A 22,130-nucleotide genomic window follows, 5' to 3' on the forward strand; every position below is an offset into this window, starting at 1 on the left:
TCTCAGTCGCCGGCAGCCGGATGGGGTGCTGTCGATGGTGTCTGGCGTGGCGGTCGGGATGTCACCTGCGCCGGAGTTTGTGCCGGTGTCTGCACCGGAGCCGGCGCGGCGCCAGCTTCCATCATCCGGCGCACCTCCACGTTCTGCATCAACTGCTCGGCCATGACGCCCAGCAGCTCCAGATCGGCCGCCGAGACCTCGCGCGGCGCGTCGTCCATGATGCAAAAGCTGCCCAGCACCGTGCCGTGGCGGTTCTTGAGCGGCACGCCCGCGTAAAAGCGCAGCCGCATCGCCTGCAACGCGGGGTTGCCCGCGAATCGGGGGTCGCGCGCGGCGTCATGCACCACCAGGGCGTCACCGCCATGGACCACGTAGGAGCATATGGACTGCGCACGCGGCATGCCGGCGGAAGCCGGGTCGCCCTGGTCCGCCACCAGCAGGCTGCCCGGCGTGTGCACGCGGTCGGCATCGACCCAGGAGACCTGGGCCCATTTCACATCGAAGGCATTGGCGGCCTGCTGGGCTGCCTCGTGGTACAGCGGCGGCAGGCCGGGCCCGAGCACGCCGCTGTCGTGCAGCTGGCGCACGCGCTGCTCATCGTCCTCGGGGATGGGGGCGGCCAGGCCCTGGCCTGCCGCGTCGGGCAGGCGCAAGGCGTCCACCCACAACTGCAGCTCGCGCAGGCTGGACACGCAGGCGGCGGCGCCGCAGCGGCGCGCGAACTCGGGGTCGGACACCACGGCCGGCGCATTCCACAGCGCCAGCACCACGCGCAGGTGCGGCCAATGGCGGCGCACGCGGCGCATCAGTTGGCGCACCACGGTCTGGGGCTGGGTGCTGAAGACGGACAGCACCAGCAATTGCGCCTCGGCCAGGGCCAGGGCGCCTGCGTGGCCCTGCGGCAGGCCGCTGCCCTGGCCCGGCCCCAGTTGGCGCCATTGCGGGTCGGCTGCCAGCGCCCAGTCCGAGCAGCTGACCACATGGCCGCGCAGCGCCTCGCTGTGCGCCACCATGGCGGCGGCCAGGGCATCGACCTCCCAGCGCGCGCCCACGCAATGGATGCGCAGGGCGCGCGTGGCCAGGGCCGCAGCGGGCGCCGGATGGCTTTCGCGCAGCTCCTCGATCAGGGCATCCATGCCGCTGGACAGGCGCAGCCGGTGTTCGGCCGTGGCCGATTCCAGGTGCTGCTGCGTGGCCAGGCGCAGAGCGGGAATCGCCACGTCGTCATAGAAGCCGGCCAGCGCCGCCGAACGCTCGGCTGCCGAAGGCCGGGCAGGCAGCCGCGCGTCCACCAGTTCATGGGCCAGCGTGACGGCGTCTTCCACATCGTCGGCCAGCAGGCGCTGGTACAGGCGCTGGGCCGGGCCCAGCACGGGGGAGCTGCCCAGCAGCACCTCCATGAACTGCAGCGCCGGTATGTAGCGGCCCAGCACCAGCAGGCAGACCGTGAGCGGAGTGGACAGGATCAGCCCGATCGGCCCCCACAGCGCCGTCCAGAAGGTGGCCGACACGATGATGGACAGAGTGGACAGGCCCGTGCTGCTGCCGTAGAGCCAGGGCTCGATGAGGTTGTTGCTGATCAGCTCCAGCACCATGATCAGCCCCAGCGTCATCAGCAGCATCTGCCAGCCCGGGTCCACGGCAAAGGCCAGCGCCAGCGGGAAGGCGGCCGAGATCATGGCACCCACATAGGGAACGAAACGCATGATGGCCGCCAGCACGCCCCAGAGAATGGCGCCCGGCACGCCGATGAACCACAGCCCCGCCGCCATGGGCAATCCGTAGGTGATGTTGACGACGAACTGCATGCGCAGGTACTTGCCTATGCGCTGCGAGGCCTCGTCCAGCGCGTCGGTGGCCACGTGCAGGTTGCCGCCCATCAGGCGCAGCAGCCGGTCGCGCAGGTCATCGCGGTCCAGCAGGATGAGGATCACGAACAGCAGCACGATGCCGGCCGTGGTCACGGGCTCGGCCACGCGGCCCAGCCACTGCAGCATGCGCGCCGTGGGCTTTTGCTCGGGCGACTGTATCTCCACCTTCTGTACGCGGGGCGTGCCCGCCGCGCCGCGCGATATCTCGCGCTCCACGGTGTCATAGGTGCGCAGCGCGCCGTCCCAGGCGCTGGGCATGTTGGCATTCCTGCGCAGGCTGCGCAGCTTGTCGCGGATGGTGTTCTGGTAGGTGGGCAGATCGGCGCTGAGCTGCTGCACCTGGCTGCCCAGATAGGTACCCATTCCCGCCAGGGTCGCCAGCGCCATGACCACCACCAGCAGCGTGGCCGCCATGCGCGGCATGCCCCAGCGCTTGAGCCGGGAGACGGCCGGATCCAGCAAAAAACCGAACAACAGCGCCAGCGCCAGCGGAATCAGCAGGCCCTGGCCGAAATACAGGCCGGCGATGACGATGCTGGCCACCAGCAGCCCGGTGAGCAGGCGCAGCGCGGGCACCATGTCGGCCAGCTGGGCCAGGCCCGGCAGGGCCGAACGCACGCTGCGCGCGAAATCGGCATGGGTGGCGGCATGGGTGGCGGCATGGGTGGCGGAATTAGCGGCTGCATTGGCAGCATTGGCGCCTTCGGTGGCGGCAGGAGCCGCCTGCCGTGAAGGCGCCGGCGCAGGGTCGGAATGTGGGTTCATGGAAACGGGGTGTCAGGGCTTGGATGCAGGCATGGATAGTGCATCGCATCCGCATATCGGGGGATTGCACAGCGCGCCGCAGGCCTGCACTGTCAGCGGGCACCGCGATTGCCGGAACGCCGTTGCCGCTGGCGCATCGGCCCGGTCACCAGCGCACACGCACCACGACGCCGCCACCGGCACGCGGCAGGATATCCAGCACAGCCCCGATGGCATGGGCGCGGCGATGCATGCCCGCCAGGCCCATGCCCCGCAGGCCAGGCGGGATGGCATCCTGCGCAGGGCCAGGGCCAGGGCCAGGATCGGAAGGCAGGCCGCAGCCGTCATCTTCCACGCGCAGTTCCCAGTGCAATGCACGCCGGGCATCGCGGCCAGGGCTTGCCGCATCCACACGATCAACCGGTTCCACCGGCTCCAGCACCAGCCACAGCGTAGTGGCGCGCGCATGCTGCAGCGCATTGCTCACGGCCTCCTGGGCGATGGCCAGCAACTGCTGGGACGGCTGGCCACGCGGCAAGTCTGGCAGGTCGGGCAGGTCTGGCACCGCGCGCAGCCCGGCGGCGGCATGCGGATCTGCCACGCTCCAGCAGATGCGCATGCCGCGCCGGTCCAGCACGGGCTGCAGCCGGTGGCGCAGGCGTGCCAGCCGCACGGGCAAGGCGTCTTCCATGGCGTCCATGGCGTCCACCATGAGCCGAAGTTCCAGCAAGGCCTGCTCCAGCAGCTCCTGCGCCTGGCGCTGGCGGGTCTCGCGCGGGTCCAGCAAGGCCATGGCATGCACCAGCAGGCCACCCACGCCGTCGTGCAGGTCGGCGGCAATGCGCCGACGCTCTGCCTGCACTTCGCGCGAGGGCCGGGGACTGCGCCGGCGCCGCCACAGCAGCAGCCTGTGCAGTCGCCAGGCGCCAATGGCACACGGCAGCGCCGTGGATATCAGCAGGGCCAGGCTGGCCAGGCATAGCCACGGCGGGGCCTGGGCGCCCGCCTGCCAGAGCCAGGCGCACAGGCCCAGCATCTGCAGCAGGCCCAGGGCCAGGCAGATGGCCAGCGTGCGAAGGGGATCTTTCATGGCCAGGCCGTGCCAGGCGCGGTCGCCATGGCCCGGGCGGCGGCAGGCCGCTGCGGGCAGGACGCCGCCCCAGGATCAGAACAGGCCGCGCAGCGATGCAAAGCGCACCGCCTGGGCGCGCGTGCGCACCTGCAGCTTGCGATAGATGTTCTTGATGTGCGTGTTGACCGTCATGGCGCTGATCATCAGGCGCGAGCCGATCTCGGCGCTGGTGTAGCCGCTGGCGACCATGCGCAGCACCTCGCGCTCGCGGGTGGACAGGCGGTCTGCCTCGTCGGGCGTGCGGCGCTTGGGCTCGGCGCCCTGGGTCTTGTCGAAGCGCTGCAGCAATCTGCGCGCCAGGCTGGGGGTGACGGATGCGCCGCCATTGGCCACCTGCAGAACGGCCTGCGGATAGTTGCCGAACCAGGAGTTCTTGACGAGGTAGCCCGTGGCGCCCAACTCGAAGGCGCGCAGCACCTGTTCGTCGTTTTCCATCACGGAGATGATGACGGCCTCGGCCGTGGGCCGCACGGTCTTCATCATGTCCAGCAGCTCGAAGCCCTCGCCGTCACCCAGGTTCAGGTCCACCAGCATCACGTCGAATTCATGCTGGCGGATGGCCTTTCGCCCGTCGCGCACACTGCCGGCCTGGGCCACGACCAGGGTGCGCGGGTCGTTCATGATTTCCTGCGCGATGACCATGCGGATATGGGCATCGTCGTCCACCAGGAGCACCCGCACGGGCTTGTCGGGCTGGCCCGCCAGGTAGTCGGGCCACATGGCAGAGCTCAGACCCGTGCCCAGCATGCCCTGGGCGCGAGGGGACTCGGCGATCAGGGGACGGGCATCGGCGGGAACGTCGGATGGATTCATGCTGCTCTCCTCAAATGTCACGCCATGTATATGGCGCAACCGATCACAGACTTGCCTTTCCACATTAAGAGAAATCGCAACCGATATCCACAATCTTTGACGAAGTTTGTGAAAGATTGCTTAGATTACAAATTAACACATTTGTGTGAGGAATCGACTTCGAAGTTTCCCGGGCGCCAGTCCGGCAGATCTTGCTGATCCAGACACCATGCACCCACGCCTTCGATCCCGCCCTGCGACCGGGGCCGATCCTGCCTTTGTCGCCGCCGCCGGCATCAGGTGCGTGCACTTCGATACACCAGGTTGCCCCAAAGCCCCCGAGCGCGCCGAAACAGCGACCCCGGACGAAGCTGCAACCGTAAATTTTCTGTCGTTACACACTGAAACTACCCAGATCCATTCATAGCGCACGGCTGCCGCTTTAACGCGATGCAGCCTGTCTGCAAACGGCCTGTGCGGGTAAGTACCCGCCAGGTGGATCAGCGCTCATGGCTACCCCGGACAAGAGATGGAACGGACGGATCTCCCCGAGCACATTGGAGTCCAGACAACGAGCAGGGGTCCAGGGAGACAAAGCCGGAAACCTCCGCAAAGTGTCTGCAAAACGGGTGCTCACACACCTCTTCCTGATAGTCCGATTCTTCATCAAGGAGCCATCATGAAATCGCTTGCAATTCTTTCCCTGAGCTTGATCGCAACAGCTGCCATGGCAGGCCCCATGGGCGGTGGCGGCGGTGGCGGCAGCGGCGGCGGCAGCAGCAGCTCCCAGATCGAAATCAATGGCCCCAGCGTTCAGGTCACCCTGCTGAACAGGAGCGGCGTGCTGAACGTGGCAACGGGCGGTGGCAAGGCCTCCCAGAACCTGGCCAGCAATGCAGGCAACGTGACCATCGACAAAAATGGCAGCTCGCTGCAGGTCGTCGCAGCCACCGGCAGCGGCATCCTGAACAAGGCCGATGGCTATAGCGCAGTGGCCGTCAACAACCTGGCCTCCAACTATGGCGAAGTGGACGTGAAGAGCACTTCGATCCAGGTGGTGGCTGCCAAGAACTCCGGCATCATCAACTATGCCGGCAACGGTTCCATGGCAGTGCAGAACATCTCCAGCAACAACGGCTGCGTGACCTGCTACAACAACCACTGAGCCTGGCTGCCGGACGAAGGAAACTGCCGGGTGGCCCCAGGCCACCCGGCGGCACCTTCCCGGCGAAGACCCAGCTCACCGCACCAGGAGAGCCCACCATGCACACCGCCGCCCATCTCTGTTCGGCTGCCCTATTGGCCTGGCTCGCCCTCGGAGCGAACCCCCTTCATGCAGCGGCCCCCGGCGAAGACCCGGTGGTGCTGAACAAGCCCGTCGACTACCTCAGGCTGCCCACGGCCAAGCAGCCGACATCGTCGGGGCTGGACACCGTCACCGACATCCCCATCAATGTCAAGGCCAAGATCGCGCGCTACGAAGCCATGTCCATGACCAATGCGCCCGGCATCTCCACCGAGGCGAACGTGGTGACCACGACCACGACGAGCAGCACGGGCATGCAGCGCACCTGCACCCAGGACCTGGCCAGCAACACCAACGCCAGCGCATTCAACCGCTACGGGCCCCAGACCAAGGACCAGATCGTGGTCCTCAAGGGCGACCTGGTCAACGTCTGCCGCTAGCGCGACACAGGGCGGCCAGCCTTCGGGCCGCCCACCATTTCTCGATCCCCCATTTCCGGCGCCGACGCCCGTGCGCGCCTGTGCCCTGGCTCGCCGTTTTCCAGCAGAGGTCCATCATGCGCAACCGCCTTCCATCGCCAGGACTTCCCCGCCCCGATGCCGCGCTGCAGCCGGCACTCGGCGGCCATGCGGACGACCGTGGGACTTTCCGCCAGCGATGGTCCGGCAGACAGGGTTGCATGCGGGCCATTGCCTGCGCCGTCTCGGCCTCCATCGTGCTGCTGTCGGGCTGCGCGCCGCTGGATGCGCGCAAGGACGCCAAGTACCTGGACAAGGTCTATGCGGCCGACCGCCCCGTGGTGCGGCCGGTGCGCTCGATCTCGAGCTTTTCCGACTCTCTGATGTGCATGGACAGGATGTTTCGCAACAGCCACATGCCCACGGTGCTGATCACCAGCAAGCAGCTGCCCGACTACTCGGGCCGTGTGGCCGTGGCCGCCAAGGAGATGGTGGTCACCGCCCTGTCCCAGATGTCGCGCGTCAGCAGTGCCTTCCGCTACGTGGACTATGAGGTGGACATCGCCCGCCAGGATACGGTGCAGAACCTCACCACCATCTTGCTCAACAACAACCAGATCCAGCTGCAGCGCCCTGCCCTGTATGTGTCGGGCGCCGTATCCTTCATGGACCAGAACGTGCTGCGCAACAACGTGGACATAGGCACCAGCGCCTCGCGCCTGGAAACCGGCTACAGCGCCAACCGCAGCGGCGCCGTGCTGGGCATGGAACTGCACCTGGGCGACTTTCGCACGCGCACCATCATCCCGGGCCTGGATTCGGCCAACGAAGTCGTCATCGGCAACGGCAGCCAGGGCCTGGACCTGTCCGGCCGCATCGGCACCTACGGCGTGCAGTTCAGCGTGGGCCGCGACTATGCCCAGGGATCGGGCCCGGCCGTGCGCACCCTGGTCGAGCTGGGCATGATCGAGTTGCTGGGCAAATGGTCGCGCCTGCCCTACTGGCAGTGCCTGACGCTGGACCAGACCCATCCCGACTTCCAGCGCCAGCTGCGCGACTGGTACGAGGAAGGCGAAGCCGGCATCCACCAGGAACTGGTGCGCCAGTCGCTGATCAGCAAGGGCTACCTGCCGCCGGACGCTCCGGCCTTCACCGCAGGCAACCCGCAGTGGCGCGAGGCCATAGGGCGCTTCCAGGCCGACAGCGGCATGGTGGTCAGCGGCGTGGTGGACTTCAATACCTACGAACGCGCACTGCGCGACTTCGTGGCCGTGGGCGCCGATGGGCACATCACGCGCATTGGCTGGAACACCAAGAGCGCAGCGCCGGTCACCACCGCCTCCGAGAACGTTGCCGTAGGCACGGGCGACTACCGCTACGGCGCCCCCGCGCCCGACCGCAAGCTGGACCTGTGGGTGGAGAACATCACGCCCACCCGCACCTCCTTCGAGACGGGTGAACAGCTCTTCCTGTCCACCACCGTGTCGCGTGCCTCCTACCTGTCCTGCTTCATGGCGGGTGCCGATGGCGAGGTCACCCGGCTGGTGCCCAACGACGTGAACCGCTCGGGCTGGATCACCGCCGCCCAGTCCGTGCGCCTGCCCGACTGGATGAGCCCCAACCCCGGCTACGTGATCAACGCCGGCCCTCCCGGCAAGGAAGGCGTGGCCTGCTTCGCTACCGAGCAGAACATGACCGACAAGCTGCCCACGCTGCTCCAGGGCAAGGCCTTCATCGCCATCCCGGGCATGCGCTCCCTGGAGGATGTCAACCAGTACATGGCCAGCTCGCTGGGCGCAGACGGGTACACCGGCTCGGCCCGCTTCTGGCAGGTGGTGCCGGCCCAGGCCAAGCGCTGATGCACGGTGCGGACCACAAGCCAACCAGAGGCACCTGCCATGCCCTCCAGCGCTCATGAAACCTCGCCACGGCGCCGCCGCGGGCTGCGCCTGACCGCAAGGCTCGTTCTGCCCGGGCTGCTGGTGCTGCTGCCCGGTCTGGCGCCCGCCGTGCTGCCGCATGTGCAGGCGGCAGCCCGCTTCACGCCGGTCATGCCCATCCGGGTGGCGACGGCCAGCGTGTACGGCTCCCAGCCGGGCACCAGCAACATCACTTCGACCTCGGATACCGCCCAGCAACGGGCCCTGTCCCAACTGCGCAGCCGCGCCGAAGGCAAGGGCGTGAGTCCGGCCACGCAGCGCGAGGCGCAATGGGTCATGGGCCTGCTGGCACTGCATGGCATTGCCATGGCCCAGGACGGGCCACAGGCCAGGACCTGGTTCGAGCGTGCCCAGCGGGCCGGCCATCCGCTGGCCAGCGCGGGACTGGCCTGGTGCGCCATGGACGGCTGCGGCCAGCCCCCCGATCCACCGGCCGCAAGGCCCTGGATCGCCCAGCTGGCCAAGACCGACCCGGCCCGTGCGCAATACCTGGAATGGCTGCTGGCCCGGCGCCTGGCGCCGCTGTCCACGGCCGAGCCCGTGGGCGAGGCCTTGACCGTGGCAGGCACGCCCGACCAGGAACTGCTGCAGCGCGCGGCGCGTTCGGGCAGCCCTGGTGCCCAGCTGGAATGGGGCCTGGCCCTGCTCGCGCAGGACGAGCCCGAGGCCGCCCTGCGCCAGTTCCGCGCGGCGGCGCCACGCTCATCCAGCGCGGCGACCAATGCACAGATGCTGGGCGACCGCATGCGGCCCGCAGGCCAGCTGGTGTCGGCCCAGGGCACGTCTGCCCCGCCTGCGGCGCAGGGGCCGCAAGGACTGCAGCGCACGCCGCAGTTGCGGGGCTCGCCCAGCGAGCAGGACATCCAGGTGCGCCAGCCCGTCACGGCCCAGCAGCAGTGGGAGCAGGCCCAGCGCTATCACCGTGGCGAAGGCGTGCCTGCCAACTACACCGAGGCCCTGCGCCTGTACCAGCAGGCGGCGGCCCACGGCCATGTGGCATCGCGGCGCATGCTGGAGTTGATCTATTCGCGCCCCGCGCAGGGCGGCGGTGTGGACATTGGCTGGATGCAGCAGCTGGCACGCATCGACCCCATGACCATGCAGCCCATGGCCCCCATCAGCCCCGCGCCCTACCGGCGCGACCCCACGCCGCTTTTCGACATGGTGCCGGCGCCCTGGCACCGGAACTGACACAGGCCCTGGGCCCTGCCCTAAAGCAGCACATCCAGGCCCGCGTCGGCCATCCAGTCCACAGGGTCCTGGCGCAGCACCATGTCGATGTCCAGGCCCAGGGCCACCCCCACTTCGCCGGGAAAGCTCACGGCCAGCGCACGCTCGCCCCATTGCGCCTCGCGCGATCGGGCGCGCCATGCGGCGATGTGCAGCACGCAGGCCAGGGGATCGAAGCCGGGCTGGGCCAGCGGCGCGTGCAGGTGCTGCAGCGCGTCGGCCAGCAGCGGCGGAAGACTCCAGCGCCGTGCCAGGCCTGCGCTGACATGGCTGTATGCGTAGCCGCACAGCCGCATCTCCAGTTCGGCACGGCGCGGGTCCAGCGGACCGACCAGCTCGGAGATGGTGGCCGCGCGGCCGGGATCGATCATGTGCATGGCCAGCTCGCCCAGCCCGTGCAGCAGGCCTGCCGCATAGGCCGCCGTGGGGCTGGCCTGCACGGTGCCTGCCAGCGCGCGGGCCACGCGTGCGGCATCCACGCTGTAGCGCCAGAAGGCCGGCATGGCCACGCCCGGAACGGCATGCGTGCCCACGCCCAGCGGCATGCCCCGCACGATCTGTCGCAACTGCGCGGGCGCCAGCAGGGCCAGCGCCTCCGGAATACCGGTGACACGGCCCGCCATGCCGAAGACCGGGCCGTTGGCCTGCGCCAGCAGCCCGGCGGCCAGCGCGGGATCGGCCGCAAACAGCTGGCTCAGCCGGCGCAGGCTGGGCTGCTCGGGCACCAGTTCGCGCAGCAGCAGGGCCACAATGCGCGGCTGCGCCGGCAGGGCCAGCGTCTGGGTCAACAGCGTCTGCAGATCCAGTGCGTGCGCAGCCATAGCGTTTCCTGCCTTGCCTTGCCCTGCCCGGCCTTACTTGCGGGTCTGCAGCTTGGCGAAGGCCGAGGCCATGGCCGACTGCTGCGCCGGCTCGGGCGCGCGGCGCTGGCCGCCCTGATGGCCCTGGCTGCCACGGCCTGCGCTCTCGAAGCGGTTGTCACGGGGGCCATCGCGGCGTGCGGGCGCCGCATCCAGTTTCATGGTCAGGCTGATGCGCTTGCGCGCCACATCGACCTCCAGCACCTTGACCTTGACGATCTGGCCGGTCTTGACGACCTCGCGCGCGTCCTCGATGAACTTGTGGCTCATCTGGCTGACGTGGACCAGGCCATCCTGGTGCACGCCCAGGTCCACGAAGGCGCCGAACTGGGCCACGTTGCTGACCGTGCCCTCCAGCGTCATGCCTTCCTTGAGGTCCTTGATGTCTTCCACGCCGTCATTGAAGCGGGCGACGACGAAGTCCGGGCGCGGATCGCGGCCGGGCTTTTCCAGCTCGCCCAGGATGTCCTTGATGGTGATGGCACCGAACTGCTCGTTCACGAACTGCTCGGCCTTCAGGCCCTTGAGCACTTCGGAGCGGCCCATGAGCTGGTCCACGCTCTTGCCCGTGGTGGCAATGATGCGTTCGACCACGGGATAGGTTTCCGGGTGCACACCCGTCATGTCCAGCGGGTTGTCGCCGCCGCGGATGCGCAGAAAGCCTGCGGACTGCTCGAAGGTCTTGGCGCCCAGGCCGGCCACGTCCATCAGCTGCTTGCGGCTCTTGAAGGAGCCGTTGGCATCACGCCAGCGCACCACCGACTTGGCCACGCTGCCCGACAGGCCCGAGACGCGCGACAGCAGCGGCGCCGAGGCCGTGTTCAGGTCCACGCCCACGGAGTTCACGCAGTCCTCGACCACGGCGTCGAGCTGGCGCGCCAGCTCGCTTTGGTTCACGTCGTGCTGGTACTGGCCCACGCCGATGCTCTTGGGGTCGATCTTGACCAGCTCGGCCAGCGGATCCTGCAGGCGGCGCGCAATGCTGGCGGCGCCGCGCAGGCTCACGTCCACATCGGGCATTTCCTGCGAGGCGAACTCGCTGGCGGAATACACGGAAGCGCCGGCCTCGCTGACCACGACCTTCTCGATCTGGCGGTCGGCCTTGCCGGCGATCTTGATCAGGTCGGCCGCCAGCTTGTCCGTCTCGCGGCTGGCCGTGCCGTTGCCGATGGCAATCAGGTTGATCTGGTGCTTTTCGACCAGGCGGGCCAGCACGGCCAGGGAGCCGTCCCAGTCGCGGCGCGGCTCGTGCGGGTAGATGGTGGTGGTGTCCACCAGCTTGCCCGTGCTGTCCACCACGGCCACCTTGACACCCGTGCGGATGCCCGGGTCCAGGCCGATGACGGCGCGCTGGCCCGCAGGCGCGGCCAGCAGCAGGTCGCGCAGGTTGTCGCCAAAGACCTTGATGGCCACCTTCTCGGCGTCTTCGCGCAGGCGCGAGAACAGGTCGCGCTCGGTGGACAGGCTCAGCTTGACGCGCCAGGTCCAGGCCACGCACTTGCGGATCAGGTCGTCGCTGGCGCGCTTGGCGTGGCTCCAGCCCAGGTGCAGGGCGATCTTGCCTTCGGCCAGGCTGGGCTGGCCGGGCTCGGGCTCCACGGGAAGAACCAGCTTGGCTTCGAGGATTTCCAGCGCGCGGCCACGGAACACGGCCAGGGCGCGGTGCGAGGGCACGCGGCCAATCGGTTCGTCGTACTCGAAATAGTCGCGGAACTTGGCGACCTCGGGGTCGTTCTCGTTCTTGGCCTCGATCTTCTTGGAGCGCAGCAGGCCGTCTTCCCACAGCCATTCGCGCAGCTTCTGCACCAGCGCCGGGTCTTCGGCCCAGCGCTCGGACAGGATGTCGCGCACGCCATCGAGCACGGCGAAGGTGGTGGAGAAATCGGGGCCCGGCTTGCCGTCGTCCAGGGTGGTGGCGGGCTTGCAGAAGGCCTCGGCCTCCTTGTGCGGGTCCAGCGTGGGGTCGGCGAACAGCTTGTCGGCCAGCGGCTCGATGCCGAATTCCTTGGCAATCTGGCCTTTTGTGCGGCGCTTTTGCTTGAAGGGCAGGTAGATGTCCTCCAGCTCCTGCTTGGTCGGCGCATTGGCGATGGCCAGGCGCAGCGCATCCGTCAGCTTGCCCTGCTCGTCGATGGCCTTGAGCACCGTGCCCCGGCGGTCCTCCAGCTCGCGCAGATAGCCCAGGCGTTCGTCGAGCTGGCGCAATTGCGCGTCGTCCAGGCCGCCGGTCACTTCCTTGCGGTAGCGGGCGACGAACGGAACCGTGGCTCCGCCATCAAGCAATTCGACCGCAGCACCCACTTGCTGCGGCTTGACATTCAGTTCTGCGGCGATTTGGCCAATGATTTTTTGCATTCGAGAGGCGCCCCGTGGCGTGGAATCCGGAAAAGCGGCCAAGTGTGCCACACGCGATTCGGGCCGGGCCGCTCACGGCCCGCCCGCAAATGCAAGCATTTCTTGCAGGCCAATGAATTCAAGGGCTTGCAGCATGACGCCGGAAGGGCGCGGGAATGGCCGATGGGACAAGCCCGGCTTTCAGGGCCGCACATCCACGATCTGCATCATTCCCAGGTCCTCATGGTCCAGCGCATGGCAATGCCAGACGAACTTGCCGTGGAAATCCGCGAACCGCATGCGAAAGGTGATGCTGCCCTTGGTGAGCCCCGCCGCCCCGCTGCTGCCCGTGCCCGGCGGCACGGGCAGGGTGTCGGCCCAGAACGGCGTCACCGGCGCGCCGTTGACCCTGACCACATAGCAATCGTTGACGTGGATGTGAAAGGGATGCGGGTAGCCGTTGTAGTTGTAGACCGTCCACTCCTCCACCGCATTGAAGGGCACGGTCTGCACAGGCGTGAGGCTGGAATGGATGGGCGACATGCCCAGCGGCATGGCCTCGGTGCCCACTGCAAACACCGATCGGTTGCCGCCCACCTTCAGCACCCAGCTCTCGCCGGCCGGCATGGGCGCCAGGGCCGGGTCGCGCACGCCCTTGTCCTCGTCGTCGGCCAGCACGGCCAGGCGCAGGACGCGCTGCACGCCACCATGGCTGGCCAGTTCGGCATCGGTGATGGGCGTGTAGTCGCCGGGCCGGCGCAGCAGGGCCGGGTCGGGCACGCGGGCCTGCACGGGCTCGCCCTGCACCACCACCCGGGCCAGCACCTCCTCGAAGGGCTCGTTGCCGCTTGGCCGGTGAAATGACGGGCACGCGGCCGCGCGCAGGAAATACTCGCCCGGCGCCATCGATGCCTGCACCACCATGGACAGGCGCCCGCCCGGGTAGATGTAGTTGCCGGGCCAGTCGCGCATGTCCAGCGGCTGCCCGGCCGTCTGCCGGCTCAGCGGCCGGTAGATGCCGCCGTAATGGTTGCCGTCGCGGCCATAGACATTCATCACATGCCCGTCCAGCACGGGATGCAGCGGGTAGAACGACGAAGGATTGACGATGTGCCAGTGCTGCACCTCGCCGGGCCGCATCACGATGGTGGGCTGGTAGGCGCCGTTGAGCAAAAAGGCGCCGGCCGGATTCTGCATCGAGTCTTCCAGCGTATCGGTGCGGCCCTTGGCGTTGACGGTGAGCTTGTGGGCGAACAGCACGCGCTCGCGCATGTTCACGCTGGCACGGAACGGGTCCTGCGCATCGGCCACGATGATGGCGCCGAACATGCCGCTGGAGACCTGGGCATTGGTGGCGCCGTGCAGATGCGGGTGGTACCAGTAGATGCCGCAGCTGTGGTCGTCGGGCAGATGGATCTCGTGGTAGCGCGTGGCGCCGGGTGCGATGCCGGCATCCGGCCCGTCCACCACGTAGTCGCCAAACACGCCGGGCCGTATCTCGCGCGGGTCCACGTGCAGGCCGTGGAAATGCATGTTGGTGCTGTTCTGGTGGTTGAGCAGCGCCCAGTCCGAGCCCTGGGGCGAGGCCGGCAGCTGGTTGTGCACCCACATCTTCAGCGTGTCGCCGGGGCGCAGCCACAGCGTGGGCGCCGTGTATCGCCCATTGAAGCTGCGCAGCTCCAGACGCCGCCCGGGCTGCCGATCGGCCGGATAGCGGGCCCAGCGCGCAATGTCGCTGTCCGGCAGGTCCATGTCCATGGACGCATAGCCCACGTTCAGGTGCAGCTCCAGCACGCCGTTGACGGAGCGCAGCGCCTGCGGCTCGGGCAGATCGTCGCGCGGACCTCCTCCACCGCCGCAGCCGGGCAGCACGGCGCCTGCCGTCAGCAGGGCGCCCCATTGCAGCAGCGCCCTGCGGTTCAGGCCCGGGGCAGGCATTGAATGCTCCTGGTGCAGATGCTTCACAGGGCCTCCTTTGCCCTGCCGGCGAATGCATTGGTTTCGGTCAGGTCATTGAGGGCGTGCAAGGCCAGCGCATGGGGGCGGGACTGGGCCTGGGCCCCGTCCTCGCCCTGGCAGGCGCCATGGCGGTTGTCGCCCCAGGCCCAGCAGCGCCCGCCGTGCTCCAGCGCCAGCACATGCATGCCGCCCACGCTGATCTGCTGCACCGCCGCCAGGCCGGGCACGGCGTGAAAGCCCGCGCGGGGTGCCGCATCGCCCTGGCCCAGCTGGCCCAGGCCATTCCAGCCCCAGGCCAGCACCTGCCCGCCCTGCGTGGTCGCCGCCGAAAAGTGCAGGCCCGCCGCCAGACTGCTGAGGCGCTCAGGCACGGCGATGCGCACGGGGCCGGGACTGTAGGCAGCCTGCAGCCCCTGGTCCAGCTGGCCCTGGTGGTTGGAGCCCCAGCCCCACAGCCGCCCCTTCTCGTCCAGCGCCAGGCTGTGCGTGGCCCCCGCCGCCACCGCCACCACGGCTGCAGCGCCCTGCGGCAGCACCACGCGCTGCGCACGGCTGCGCTGCACCAGATCGCCCTGCCCCAGTTGGCCGGCCGCATTGGCGCCCCAGGACCAGACCTGCCCCCTGGCGTCCAGCGCCAGCGCATGACCCATGCCCACGGCCACGCTGCGCACGGAGGGCAGGCCCTGCACGCGCTGCGCACCGGGCATGGCATCCGACCATCCCCAGAGTGCGCCTTCGCGGTCCTGCACATAGGCCTGCTGCTCACCCGCCCAGATGTGCCGCACCCCGGCATCCTGCCGGCCCAAGGCCAAAGGCCTGGGCACGGCGCCCGCGGCATCGCGAACCTGGGGCGCAACGGCATAGGCCTGGCCATCCGCCCAGGCCAGCAGCGAATGGCCCGCGTCCACCAGCCCCTCCCAACGCGTGCCACGGGGGCTCAGGCGCTGGGGCACGGGCTGGGAAAAGCTGCGGTGGCCGATGCGCGTGGCATCGGGCGCACAGACCTCGGCAGCATCCACGCCTTCGGGCAGGGTGCGCAACACCTCCAGATTGCCCCAGGCGAATACGCCCTCCGATGTGATGAGCACGGACCGCTGCGGGCCCGCCACTACCTGTTCTATGGTCGGCATCACCCTCTCCTTTGCGTGTTTTGCGTGTTTCGCGTGTCTTGGGGCATCCCGACACGGCGGTACGGCTGCCCGTGAGGTGTCAGTGCGGATTGTTCAAAGGAAGCCGGTGGGCGGCAATCACTGAAAACTGTGATTCCTCAAGAGCGCCTTGGGCTCCGTCAATCGTTCCCGCCCCAGGCCTGCGACGCGGCATTGGCCTCCAGGCACATCGCAAAGGCGGCCGTGGCGTGCGTGCCTACGCGGGCTGCGCTGGCGCAGCGGCATCATGGACAATCCATGCTCCAGCCCATGCAAGACGATCTGTTTGGCGAGCCGCCCTCACCGCCGCCGTCCCCACCCTCTTTAGCCCCGGTCCCGCCTGCCGCCAGCGCGCCGCCTGGCGGCCGCAAGCCGGCATCCCGCAAGGCCGTCGGTGCAGTGCAGCTGGCGCCCCAGGCCCTGCAATGGCAGGCGCTGGCGGACCAGCTTCCGCCGGGCCTGCGCATGGGGGTCTCCACCTGGTCCTATCCGGGCTGGGAAGGTTTGATCTGGGATGGCGCCTATGACAAAAGCGTGCTCGCCAAGAAGGGACTGGAGGCCTATGGCCGGCATCCGCTGATGCGCACGGTCTGCGTGGACCGCAGCTTCTGGAGGCCGTTGACGGCCAGCCAGTACCTGGCCTTCGCGGGCCAGGTGCCGGCCGATTTCCGCTTCGTGGTCAAGTGCCCTTCGGTGGTCACCGATGCGCAGGTCCGCGACGAGGACGGCAAGGGCATGTCGCTGAACCCCGTGTTCCTTCAACCCGATCTGGCCGTGACCAGCTTCGTCGAGCCCACGCTCGAAGGGCTGGGCGAGCAGCTCGGCGTGCTGGTGTTCCAGCTCAGTCCCATGACCTGGGGCCTGCTGAGCCGCCCCACCGAACTGCTGGCTCGGCTGCAGGCCATGCTGGACGCGGTGCGAGCGGCGCTGGCCGCCCATCCGCTGGGCGCACAGATCATCGTGGCGGTGGAGGTGCGCGACCCGGAGCTTTTGACGCCCGAGCTGGCGGACACGCTGCGCGCTGCGGGCGCCACATTCTGCCTGGGGCTGCACGGCAAGATGCCGCCCATCGAAGAGCAATTGGTTTTTCTGCGCGGGCTGTGGCCCACCCCGCTCGTCTGCCGCTGGAACCTGAACCGCGAATTCGGGGCCTACGGCTACCCCGATGCGCAAAAGAAGCACGATCCCTTCGACGAGATCCGCACGCCCGACGTGCACACGCGCGCCATCCTCGCCAAGACCATCGATGGCATCACCAGCCGCGGGCTGCCCGCCTTTGTGACAGTGAGCAACGATGCCGAAGGCTGCGCGCCGCGCTCCATCGCGCTGCTGGCCGAGGCCGTGGTGCAAGCGGAGGCGGCCCGGGTTCAGCGCTTGCCGTAGGCGCGCTCCACGCGGGCCACGCGCAATTCATAGTGCTCGTACCAGGCGTCCTTGCCCAGCTGCTGGGCGACCAGGTGCTCGGCGTCCTGCTTCCAGCGCGCTATGGATTCGGCCGTGGACCAGTACGACACGGTGATGCCGAAACCGTCCTCGCCGCGCGTGCTTTCCGCGCCCAGGAAGCCTTGCTGCTGCGCGGCCAGGTCCACCATGCGCTGGGCCATGAGGCCGTAGCCATCATCGTCGTCCGGCGTCCTGCGCGACGAGAAGATGACGGCGTAGTAAGGCGGCTCGGGGGTGTTGGCAAAGGGGCTCATCGTGGTCGGGGCGGCATGTTCTGCGGGACCGCGCAATACACCGCCCGCGCTCAGGAATTCGCCGGTGCCGAGGCGGACGACGCCTGCACCTGCTCGCCGCCCAGCACCTTCCACAGCGTGACGCGGTTGAGCTGCTCGGACAGGCGCAGGCCGATCAGGGTCTGCTGGGCCGTGTAGAGGCTGCGCTGCGCATCCAGCACGGTGAGGTAGTTGTCCACGCCGGCCTTGAAGCGGGCCTCCGACAGGTCGAAGGCCTTTTGCGTGGCGGCGACCATGCTGGTCTGGGCGGCCAGGCGCTCGTCCCACTGTGCGCGGTCGGCCAGCACGTCGGCGGCTTCGCGGAAGGCCGTCTGCACGGCCTTCTCGTACTGGGCGATGGCGATGCGCTGGTTGGCCTCGGCCACCTGCACGCCCGCGCGGTTGCGGCCGCCGTCGAAGATGGGCAGGCGCACCAGGGGGATGAAGCTCCAGGTGCTGCTGCTGCCGCCAAAGAGGCCATCGAGTTCGCGGCTGCCCGAGCCCACGCTGGCCGTGAGGCTGATGGAGGGGAACATGGCGGCGCGTGCGGCGCCGATGTTGGCCTCCATGGCACGCAGGTTGTTCTCGGCGGCCTGGATGTCGGGGCGCACCAGCAGCACGCTGGAGGGCAAGGGCGCCGGCACGGGCTGCAGCGCGGCCGCGGGCCGGGCATCGGCGCGCAGCGTGGCGGCGCCCGGCAGCAGGGCCTCGGGCAGCGGGCCGCCCACCAGCAGTTGCAGGGCGTTGCGGTCACGCTCCACCTGGGAGGTGAAGCTGGCCACGTCGCCGCGCGCCGTGTCCACCGTGGTCTGGTTCTGCGCCAGCACCAGGCCCGAGGTCGAGCCAATCTCGTGCATGCGCCGCGTCAGCTCATAGGCCTTCTCGCGGCTGGCCAGGGTCTCGCGCGCCAGTTGCAGGCGGGCCTGGTCGGCCGCCAGCGTGAGCCAGCCGTTGGCCACGTCGGCCACCAGGCCGATCTGCACATTGCGCCGGTTCTGCTCGCTTTGCAGGAACTGCTGCAGCGCCGCCTCGCTGAGGTTGCGCACGCGGCCCCACAGGTCGATCTCGTAGCTGGCAAAGCCCAGCTGGGCCGTGTACTGGGTGCTGACCGACGCCGCCTGGGTGGCGCTGGTCATGCCGGCGGCCGTGCGCGCACGGCTGGCCTGGGCCTGGGCGTTGACGCTGGGCAGCAGGTCGGCGCGCGTGATGCCGTACTGGGCGCGCGCGCGTTCGATGCTTTCCACGGCCACGCGCAGGTCGCGGTTGTTGGCCAGGGCCAGCACAATGACCTCGCGCAGCTGCCGGGACTGCACCCAGCCCAGCGCGGCAGCGGCCTGCAGGCTGGCCTCGTCGGCCTGGGCCGGCGTCGTGGCCGTGCTGCCCACGGCATCGGGCACGGGCATGTCGGGCGTGCGGTGCTGCGGCGCGAGGTTGCAGCCGGTCAGCAGCGCCGCCAGCGCCGCCGCTGCGGCGAGGGTGGAACGGTTCATTCGGCGCCTCATGCTGCGCTCTCCTTTGCGGTATGCGGTGAATCAGGTGATCCGGCCGTGGGCTGGGGCGCGTCGTCCTCGGTGCGCGAGTGGCTCTTGAACCAGCTGCGGATCAGCAGGAAGAACACGGGCACCAGGAAGATGCCCAGCACCGTGGAGGCCAGCATGCCGCCGAGCACGGCCGTGCCGATGGCATTGCGCCCGCCCGCTCCGGCACCCGTGCCGATGGCCAGCGGAATGACGCCGAAGCCGAAGGCCAGCGAGGTCATCAAGATGGGACGCAGGCGCAGGCGCACGGCCGAGACCACGGCGTCGAAGATGCTCTTGCCCTGCTCCTGCAGCTGCACCGCGAATTCCACGATCAGGATGGCGTTCTTGGATGCCAGGCCCACCGTGGTCAGCAGGCCCACCTGGAAGTACACGTCGTTGGTCAGCCCGCGCGTGTAGGTGGCGGCCAGCGCGCCCACCACGCCCAGCGGCACGGCCAGCATCACCGACAGCGGCACGGTCCAGCTTTCGTACAGCGCCGCCAGGCACAGGAACACGAAGAGGATGGAGATGGCGTACAGCAGCGGCGCCTGGGCGCCCGACTGGCGCTCCTGCAGCGAGGCGCCGGTCCACTCGTAGCCTATGCCGGCAGGCAGGGTGCGCAGGATGTCCTCCACGATCTGCATGGCCGTGCCCGAGCTGACGCCGGAGGCGGCGCGGCCTTCCATTTCGTAGGCCGGGTTGCCGTTGTAGCGCATGAGCTGGGGCGAGCCGTAGGCCCAGTAGCTGCTGGAGAACGAACTGAACGGCACCATCTCGCCCTTGGCGTTGCGTACCGTCCACTTGGCGATGTCCTGGGGCAGCATGCGGTGCGGCGCATCGCCCTGGATGTAGACGCGCTTGACGCGCTCGTTGTTCAGGAAGTCGTTGACATAGGTGCCGCCCATGGCGCTGGACAGCACGCTGTTGATGTCGGTGTACGACAGGCCGAGCGCGGCGGCCTTGCGGTCGTCGATGTCCAGGCGCAGCTCGCTGGCGTCTTCCAGGTTGGTCATGCGCAGATTGGTGAGCTCGGGGCGCTTGCGGGCCTCGGTCAGGAATTTCTCCTTGGCCTCCAGCAGCGCTTGGTGGCCCAGGCCGTTCATGTCCTTGATCATGAAGTTGAAGCCCGAGCTGGAGCCCAGGCCGCGCACGGCCGGGGGCAGCACGACCAGCACGCGCGCATCGCGGATGGAGGACAGGTCCCTGGTCGCGCGGTGCGCGATCTCGGAGGCCGACTGGCTGGGCAGCGGCCGCTCCTCCCAGGTCTTCAGCCGCACGAAGGCGCGTGCCGAGGCCTGGTCACCGTTGAGGCCCGAGACCTGGTAGAAGCTCAGCACGTCTGGCTGCTTGGCAAAGTAGTCGCGCACCTCGTCGAGCACGCCCTGCAGCCGCGTATCGGCCGCGCCCGAGGGCAGGTTGATGTTGACGAAGACGAAGCCCTGGTCCTCGTCCGGCAGGAAGGAGGTGGGCAGGCGCGCCATCAGCAGCCAGACCACGCCGCAGACGGCCAGGAAGATCAGCATCATGCGCTTGGCACGGCGCAGCGAGTACGCCACCGTGCCCTGGTAGCGCGCGGCCGTGGCGTCGAAATGGTGGTTGAACCAGCGGAAGAACCTGTCGTTCACCCCCAGGATGCCGCTGCGGATGGGGCGGTCATGCCCTGCCCCGCCCGCTGCGGGCGGCTTGAGCAGCGTGGCGCACAGCGCAGGCGTGAGCGTCAGCGCCACGAACACCGACAGCGCCATGGCCGCGACGATGGTGATGGAGAACTGCCGGTAGATCACGCCCGTGGAGCCGCCGAAGAAGGCCATGGGCACGAACACGGCCGACAGCGTCACGCCGATGCCCACCAGGGCCGGCGTGATCTCGCGCATGGACTGGCGCGTGGCCTGCTTGGGCGACATGCCCGTCTCGTGCATCACGCGCTCGACGTTCTCCACCACGACGATGGCGTCGTCCACCAGCAGGCCGATGGCCAGCACCATGGCGAACATGGTCAGCGTATTGATCGAGTACCCGGCCAGCGACAGCACGCCGAAGGTGCCCAGCAGCACCACGGGCACGGCGATGGCGGGGATCATCGTGGCGCGGAAGTTCTGCAGGAAGATGAACATCACGATGACCACGAGGATCATGGCCTCGCCCAGCGCGCTGACCACTTCCTTGATGGAGGCGCGCACGAAGGGCGTGGAGTCCGAGCTGACGAAGTAGTCGATCTCGTTGGGGAAGAACGGCTTGAGCTCGGCCAGCTTGGCGGCGATGGTGTCGGCCACCTTCATGGCATTGGCGCCATCGGCCAGCACGATGCCCATGCCCGCGCCGGGCAGGCCGTTGAGCTTGGCCTTGATGGTCAGGTTGTCGGCGCCCAGCTCCACGCGGGCCACGTCCTTCATGAGCACCACCGAGCCGTCCAGCGAGGACTTGAGCACGATATCCTCGAACTGCTCCACCGTCTTGAGCTTGGTGCGCGCCGTGATGGTGGCGTTCAGCTGCTGGTCGGAGACGGCGGGCAGCGCGCCCAGCTGGCCCGCCGAGACCTGGGCGTTCTGCGAGTTCAGCGCATTGACCAGGTCCGACGGCATCAGCGCGTACTTCTCCATCTTGGCCGGGTCCATCCAGATGCGCATCGCATAGTTGGTGCCGAAGACGTTGACATCGCCCACGCCGTCGAGGCGGCCGATCACATCGACCAGGTTGCTGGTCAGGTAGTCGCCGATATCGACCGCGGTCATTGCCGGGTCCTTGGAGAAGAAGCTGTAGGTGACCAGGAAGTCCTGGCCGCCCTTGTTCACGAACACGCCCCGGCTCTTGACCGCGTCGGGCAGGCGGTTCACGGCGGACTGCAGCTTGTTTTGCACCTGCACCTGGGCCACGTCGATGTTGGTGCCAGGCGCAAAGGTCAGCGTGGTGCGCGCACGGCCCGAGGCGTCGGACGTGGAGCTCATGTAGAGCATGTTGTCGATGCCCTTGAGCTGCTGCTCGATGATCTGGGTTACCGAGTTCTCGACCGTCTCGGCCGAGGCGCCCGTGTACTGCGCGCCGATGGTCACGCGCGGCGGCGCGATGTCGGGGTACTGCTCCAGCGGCAGCGTGAAGATGGACAGCGCGCCGCCCAGCATGATGACGATGGCGATGACCCACGCGAAGATGGGCCGGTTGATGAAGAACTGAGCCATGTGAC

15 protein-coding genes are annotated in these 22,130 nt (G+C 68.5%); 5 read left to right on the plus strand and 10 right to left on the minus strand.

Going from position 1 to position 22,130, the window contains the following annotated elements; translation table 11 throughout:
- Positions 1 to 2: 2 nt before the first annotated feature.
- The 3 genes from ACFPFG_RS03290 to ACFPFG_RS03300 form a co-directional block, all read right to left on the minus strand.
- Positions 3 to 2,636 carry an AI-2E family transporter gene (locus tag ACFPFG_RS03290; protein WP_380105026.1) on the minus strand — a complete coding sequence of 878 codons (2,634 nt, stop codon included), beginning with the start codon at positions 2,634 to 2,636 and terminating at the stop codon, positions 3 to 5.
- 145 nt (positions 2,637 to 2,781) lie between these two features.
- Complete coding sequence (locus ACFPFG_RS03295; protein ID WP_380105028.1) at positions 2,782 to 3,705, minus strand: sensor histidine kinase; 924 nt, start codon at positions 3,703 to 3,705, stop codon at positions 2,782 to 2,784.
- A 75-nt stretch (positions 3,706 to 3,780) separates the two neighbouring features.
- Positions 3,781 to 4,560 (minus strand): LuxR C-terminal-related transcriptional regulator, encoded by a 780-nt coding sequence (locus ACFPFG_RS03300; RefSeq protein WP_012205218.1) that lies wholly within the window; start codon positions 4,558 to 4,560, stop codon positions 3,781 to 3,783.
- Between the two features lie 658 nt (positions 4,561 to 5,218).
- On the opposite strand from ACFPFG_RS03300, the gene ACFPFG_RS03305 reads away from it, so the two are divergent.
- From ACFPFG_RS03305 to ACFPFG_RS03320, 4 genes are all read left to right on the plus strand, one after another.
- Complete coding sequence (locus tag ACFPFG_RS03305) at positions 5,219 to 5,704, plus strand: hypothetical protein (RefSeq protein ID WP_183020482.1); 486 nt, start codon at positions 5,219 to 5,221, stop codon at positions 5,702 to 5,704.
- A gap of 98 nt (positions 5,705 to 5,802) precedes the next feature.
- Positions 5,803 to 6,225: a hypothetical protein gene (locus ACFPFG_RS03310; RefSeq protein ID WP_012205216.1), complete on the plus strand. Its 423-nt coding sequence runs from the start codon at positions 5,803 to 5,805 to the stop codon at positions 6,223 to 6,225.
- A gap of 239 nt (positions 6,226 to 6,464) precedes the next feature.
- Positions 6,465 to 8,102, plus strand: a complete 1,638-nt coding sequence (locus ACFPFG_RS03315; RefSeq protein ID WP_034392811.1) for a DUF4384 domain-containing protein — start codon at positions 6,465 to 6,467, stop codon at positions 8,100 to 8,102.
- 39 nt (positions 8,103 to 8,141) lie between these two features.
- A complete protein-coding gene (locus ACFPFG_RS03320) occupies positions 8,142 to 9,374 on the plus strand; it encodes an SEL1-like repeat protein (RefSeq protein WP_380105031.1) in 1,233 nt (410 codons plus the stop codon).
- Between the two features lie 20 nt (positions 9,375 to 9,394).
- Here the strand turns inward: ACFPFG_RS03320 and ACFPFG_RS03325 are convergent, their stop codons facing one another.
- The 4 genes from ACFPFG_RS03325 to ACFPFG_RS03340 form a co-directional block, all read right to left on the minus strand.
- Positions 9,395 to 10,234 (minus strand): HDOD domain-containing protein, encoded by an 840-nt coding sequence (locus ACFPFG_RS03325; RefSeq protein ID WP_183020480.1) that lies wholly within the window; start codon positions 10,232 to 10,234, stop codon positions 9,395 to 9,397.
- A 33-nt stretch (positions 10,235 to 10,267) separates the two neighbouring features.
- Entirely contained in the window at positions 10,268 to 12,628 is a 2,361-nt protein-coding gene (locus ACFPFG_RS03330) for a Tex family protein (protein WP_183020479.1), read from the minus strand.
- 180 nt (positions 12,629 to 12,808) lie between these two features.
- Positions 12,809 to 14,545, minus strand: coding sequence for a multicopper oxidase family protein (locus ACFPFG_RS03335; protein WP_380105034.1), 1,737 nt, complete (start codon positions 14,543 to 14,545; stop codon positions 12,809 to 12,811).
- 23 nt (positions 14,546 to 14,568) lie between these two features.
- The gene (locus ACFPFG_RS03340; protein WP_380105036.1) at positions 14,569 to 15,696 is read right to left on the minus strand and encodes an RCC1 domain-containing protein; all 1,128 of its coding nucleotides are present in this window, start codon (positions 15,694 to 15,696) and stop codon (positions 14,569 to 14,571) included.
- A gap of 288 nt (positions 15,697 to 15,984) precedes the next feature.
- Between ACFPFG_RS03340 and ACFPFG_RS03345 the strand changes: the two genes are divergently transcribed.
- Positions 15,985 to 17,097 (plus strand): DUF72 domain-containing protein, encoded by a 1,113-nt coding sequence (locus tag ACFPFG_RS03345; RefSeq protein WP_380105038.1) that lies wholly within the window; start codon positions 15,985 to 15,987, stop codon positions 17,095 to 17,097.
- On the opposite strand, the gene ACFPFG_RS03350 is transcribed toward ACFPFG_RS03345, so the two are convergent.
- From ACFPFG_RS03350 to ACFPFG_RS03360, 3 genes are read right to left on the minus strand one after another with little or no spacing between them, the layout of a single operon-like run.
- Positions 17,082 to 17,411 carry an antibiotic biosynthesis monooxygenase family protein gene (locus tag ACFPFG_RS03350; protein ID WP_016446802.1) on the minus strand — a complete coding sequence of 110 codons (330 nt, stop codon included), beginning with the start codon at positions 17,409 to 17,411 and terminating at the stop codon, positions 17,082 to 17,084. The genes ACFPFG_RS03345 and ACFPFG_RS03350 overlap by 16 nt on opposite strands.
- A 50-nt stretch (positions 17,412 to 17,461) precedes the next feature.
- Positions 17,462 to 18,931 (minus strand): efflux transporter outer membrane subunit, encoded by a 1,470-nt coding sequence (locus ACFPFG_RS03355; protein ID WP_380105040.1) that lies wholly within the window; start codon positions 18,929 to 18,931, stop codon positions 17,462 to 17,464.
- On the minus strand, positions 18,928 to 22,125 hold the full coding sequence (locus tag ACFPFG_RS03360) for an efflux RND transporter permease subunit (RefSeq protein ID WP_183020474.1): 3,198 nt from the start codon (positions 22,123 to 22,125) through the stop codon (positions 18,928 to 18,930). Before ACFPFG_RS03360 ends, ACFPFG_RS03355 begins: the two co-directional genes overlap by 4 nt.
- Positions 22,126 to 22,130: the final 5 nt, after the last annotated feature.

It is taken from the genome of Delftia deserti, from assembly GCF_042653485.1.
Taxonomy (GTDB): domain Bacteria; phylum Pseudomonadota; class Gammaproteobacteria; order Burkholderiales; family Burkholderiaceae_C; genus Comamonas; species Comamonas acidovorans.

Bases quoted from the DNA above. Each gene is read 5' to 3' on its own strand.
- ACFPFG_RS03290 (WP_380105026.1), bottom strand. From the start codon at position 2,636: ATGAACCCACATTCCGACCCTGCGCCGGCGCCTTCACGGCAGGCGGCT.
- ACFPFG_RS03345 (WP_380105038.1), top strand. From the start codon at position 15,985: ATGCAAGACGATCTGTTTGGCGAGCCGCCCTCACCGCCGCCGTCCCCA.
- ACFPFG_RS03330 (WP_183020479.1), bottom strand. From the start codon at position 12,628: ATGCAAAAAATCATTGGCCAAATCGCCGCAGAACTGAATGTCAAGCCG.
- ACFPFG_RS03310 (WP_012205216.1), top strand. From the start codon at position 5,803: ATGCACACCGCCGCCCATCTCTGTTCGGCTGCCCTATTGGCCTGGCTC.
- ACFPFG_RS03325 (WP_183020480.1), bottom strand. From the start codon at position 10,234: ATGGCTGCGCACGCACTGGATCTGCAGACGCTGTTGACCCAGACGCTG.
- ACFPFG_RS03315 (WP_034392811.1), top strand. From the start codon at position 6,465: ATGCGGGCCATTGCCTGCGCCGTCTCGGCCTCCATCGTGCTGCTGTCG.
- ACFPFG_RS03320 (WP_380105031.1), top strand. From the start codon at position 8,142: ATGCCCTCCAGCGCTCATGAAACCTCGCCACGGCGCCGCCGCGGGCTG.
- ACFPFG_RS03340 (WP_380105036.1), bottom strand. From the start codon at position 15,696: ATGCCGACCATAGAACAGGTAGTGGCGGGCCCGCAGCGGTCCGTGCTC.
- ACFPFG_RS03360 (WP_183020474.1), bottom strand. From the start codon at position 22,125: ATGGCTCAGTTCTTCATCAACCGGCCCATCTTCGCGTGGGTCATCGCC.
- ACFPFG_RS03305 (WP_183020482.1), top strand. From the start codon at position 5,219: ATGAAATCGCTTGCAATTCTTTCCCTGAGCTTGATCGCAACAGCTGCC.
- ACFPFG_RS03300 (WP_012205218.1), bottom strand. From the start codon at position 4,560: ATGAATCCATCCGACGTTCCCGCCGATGCCCGTCCCCTGATCGCCGAG.
- ACFPFG_RS03350 (WP_016446802.1), bottom strand. From the start codon at position 17,411: ATGAGCCCCTTTGCCAACACCCCCGAGCCGCCTTACTACGCCGTCATC.
- ACFPFG_RS03355 (WP_380105040.1), bottom strand. From the start codon at position 18,931: ATGAGGCGCCGAATGAACCGTTCCACCCTCGCCGCAGCGGCGGCGCTG.
- ACFPFG_RS03335 (WP_380105034.1), bottom strand. From the start codon at position 14,545: ATGCCTGCCCCGGGCCTGAACCGCAGGGCGCTGCTGCAATGGGGCGCC.
- ACFPFG_RS03295 (WP_380105028.1), bottom strand. From the start codon at position 3,705: ATGAAAGATCCCCTTCGCACGCTGGCCATCTGCCTGGCCCTGGGCCTG.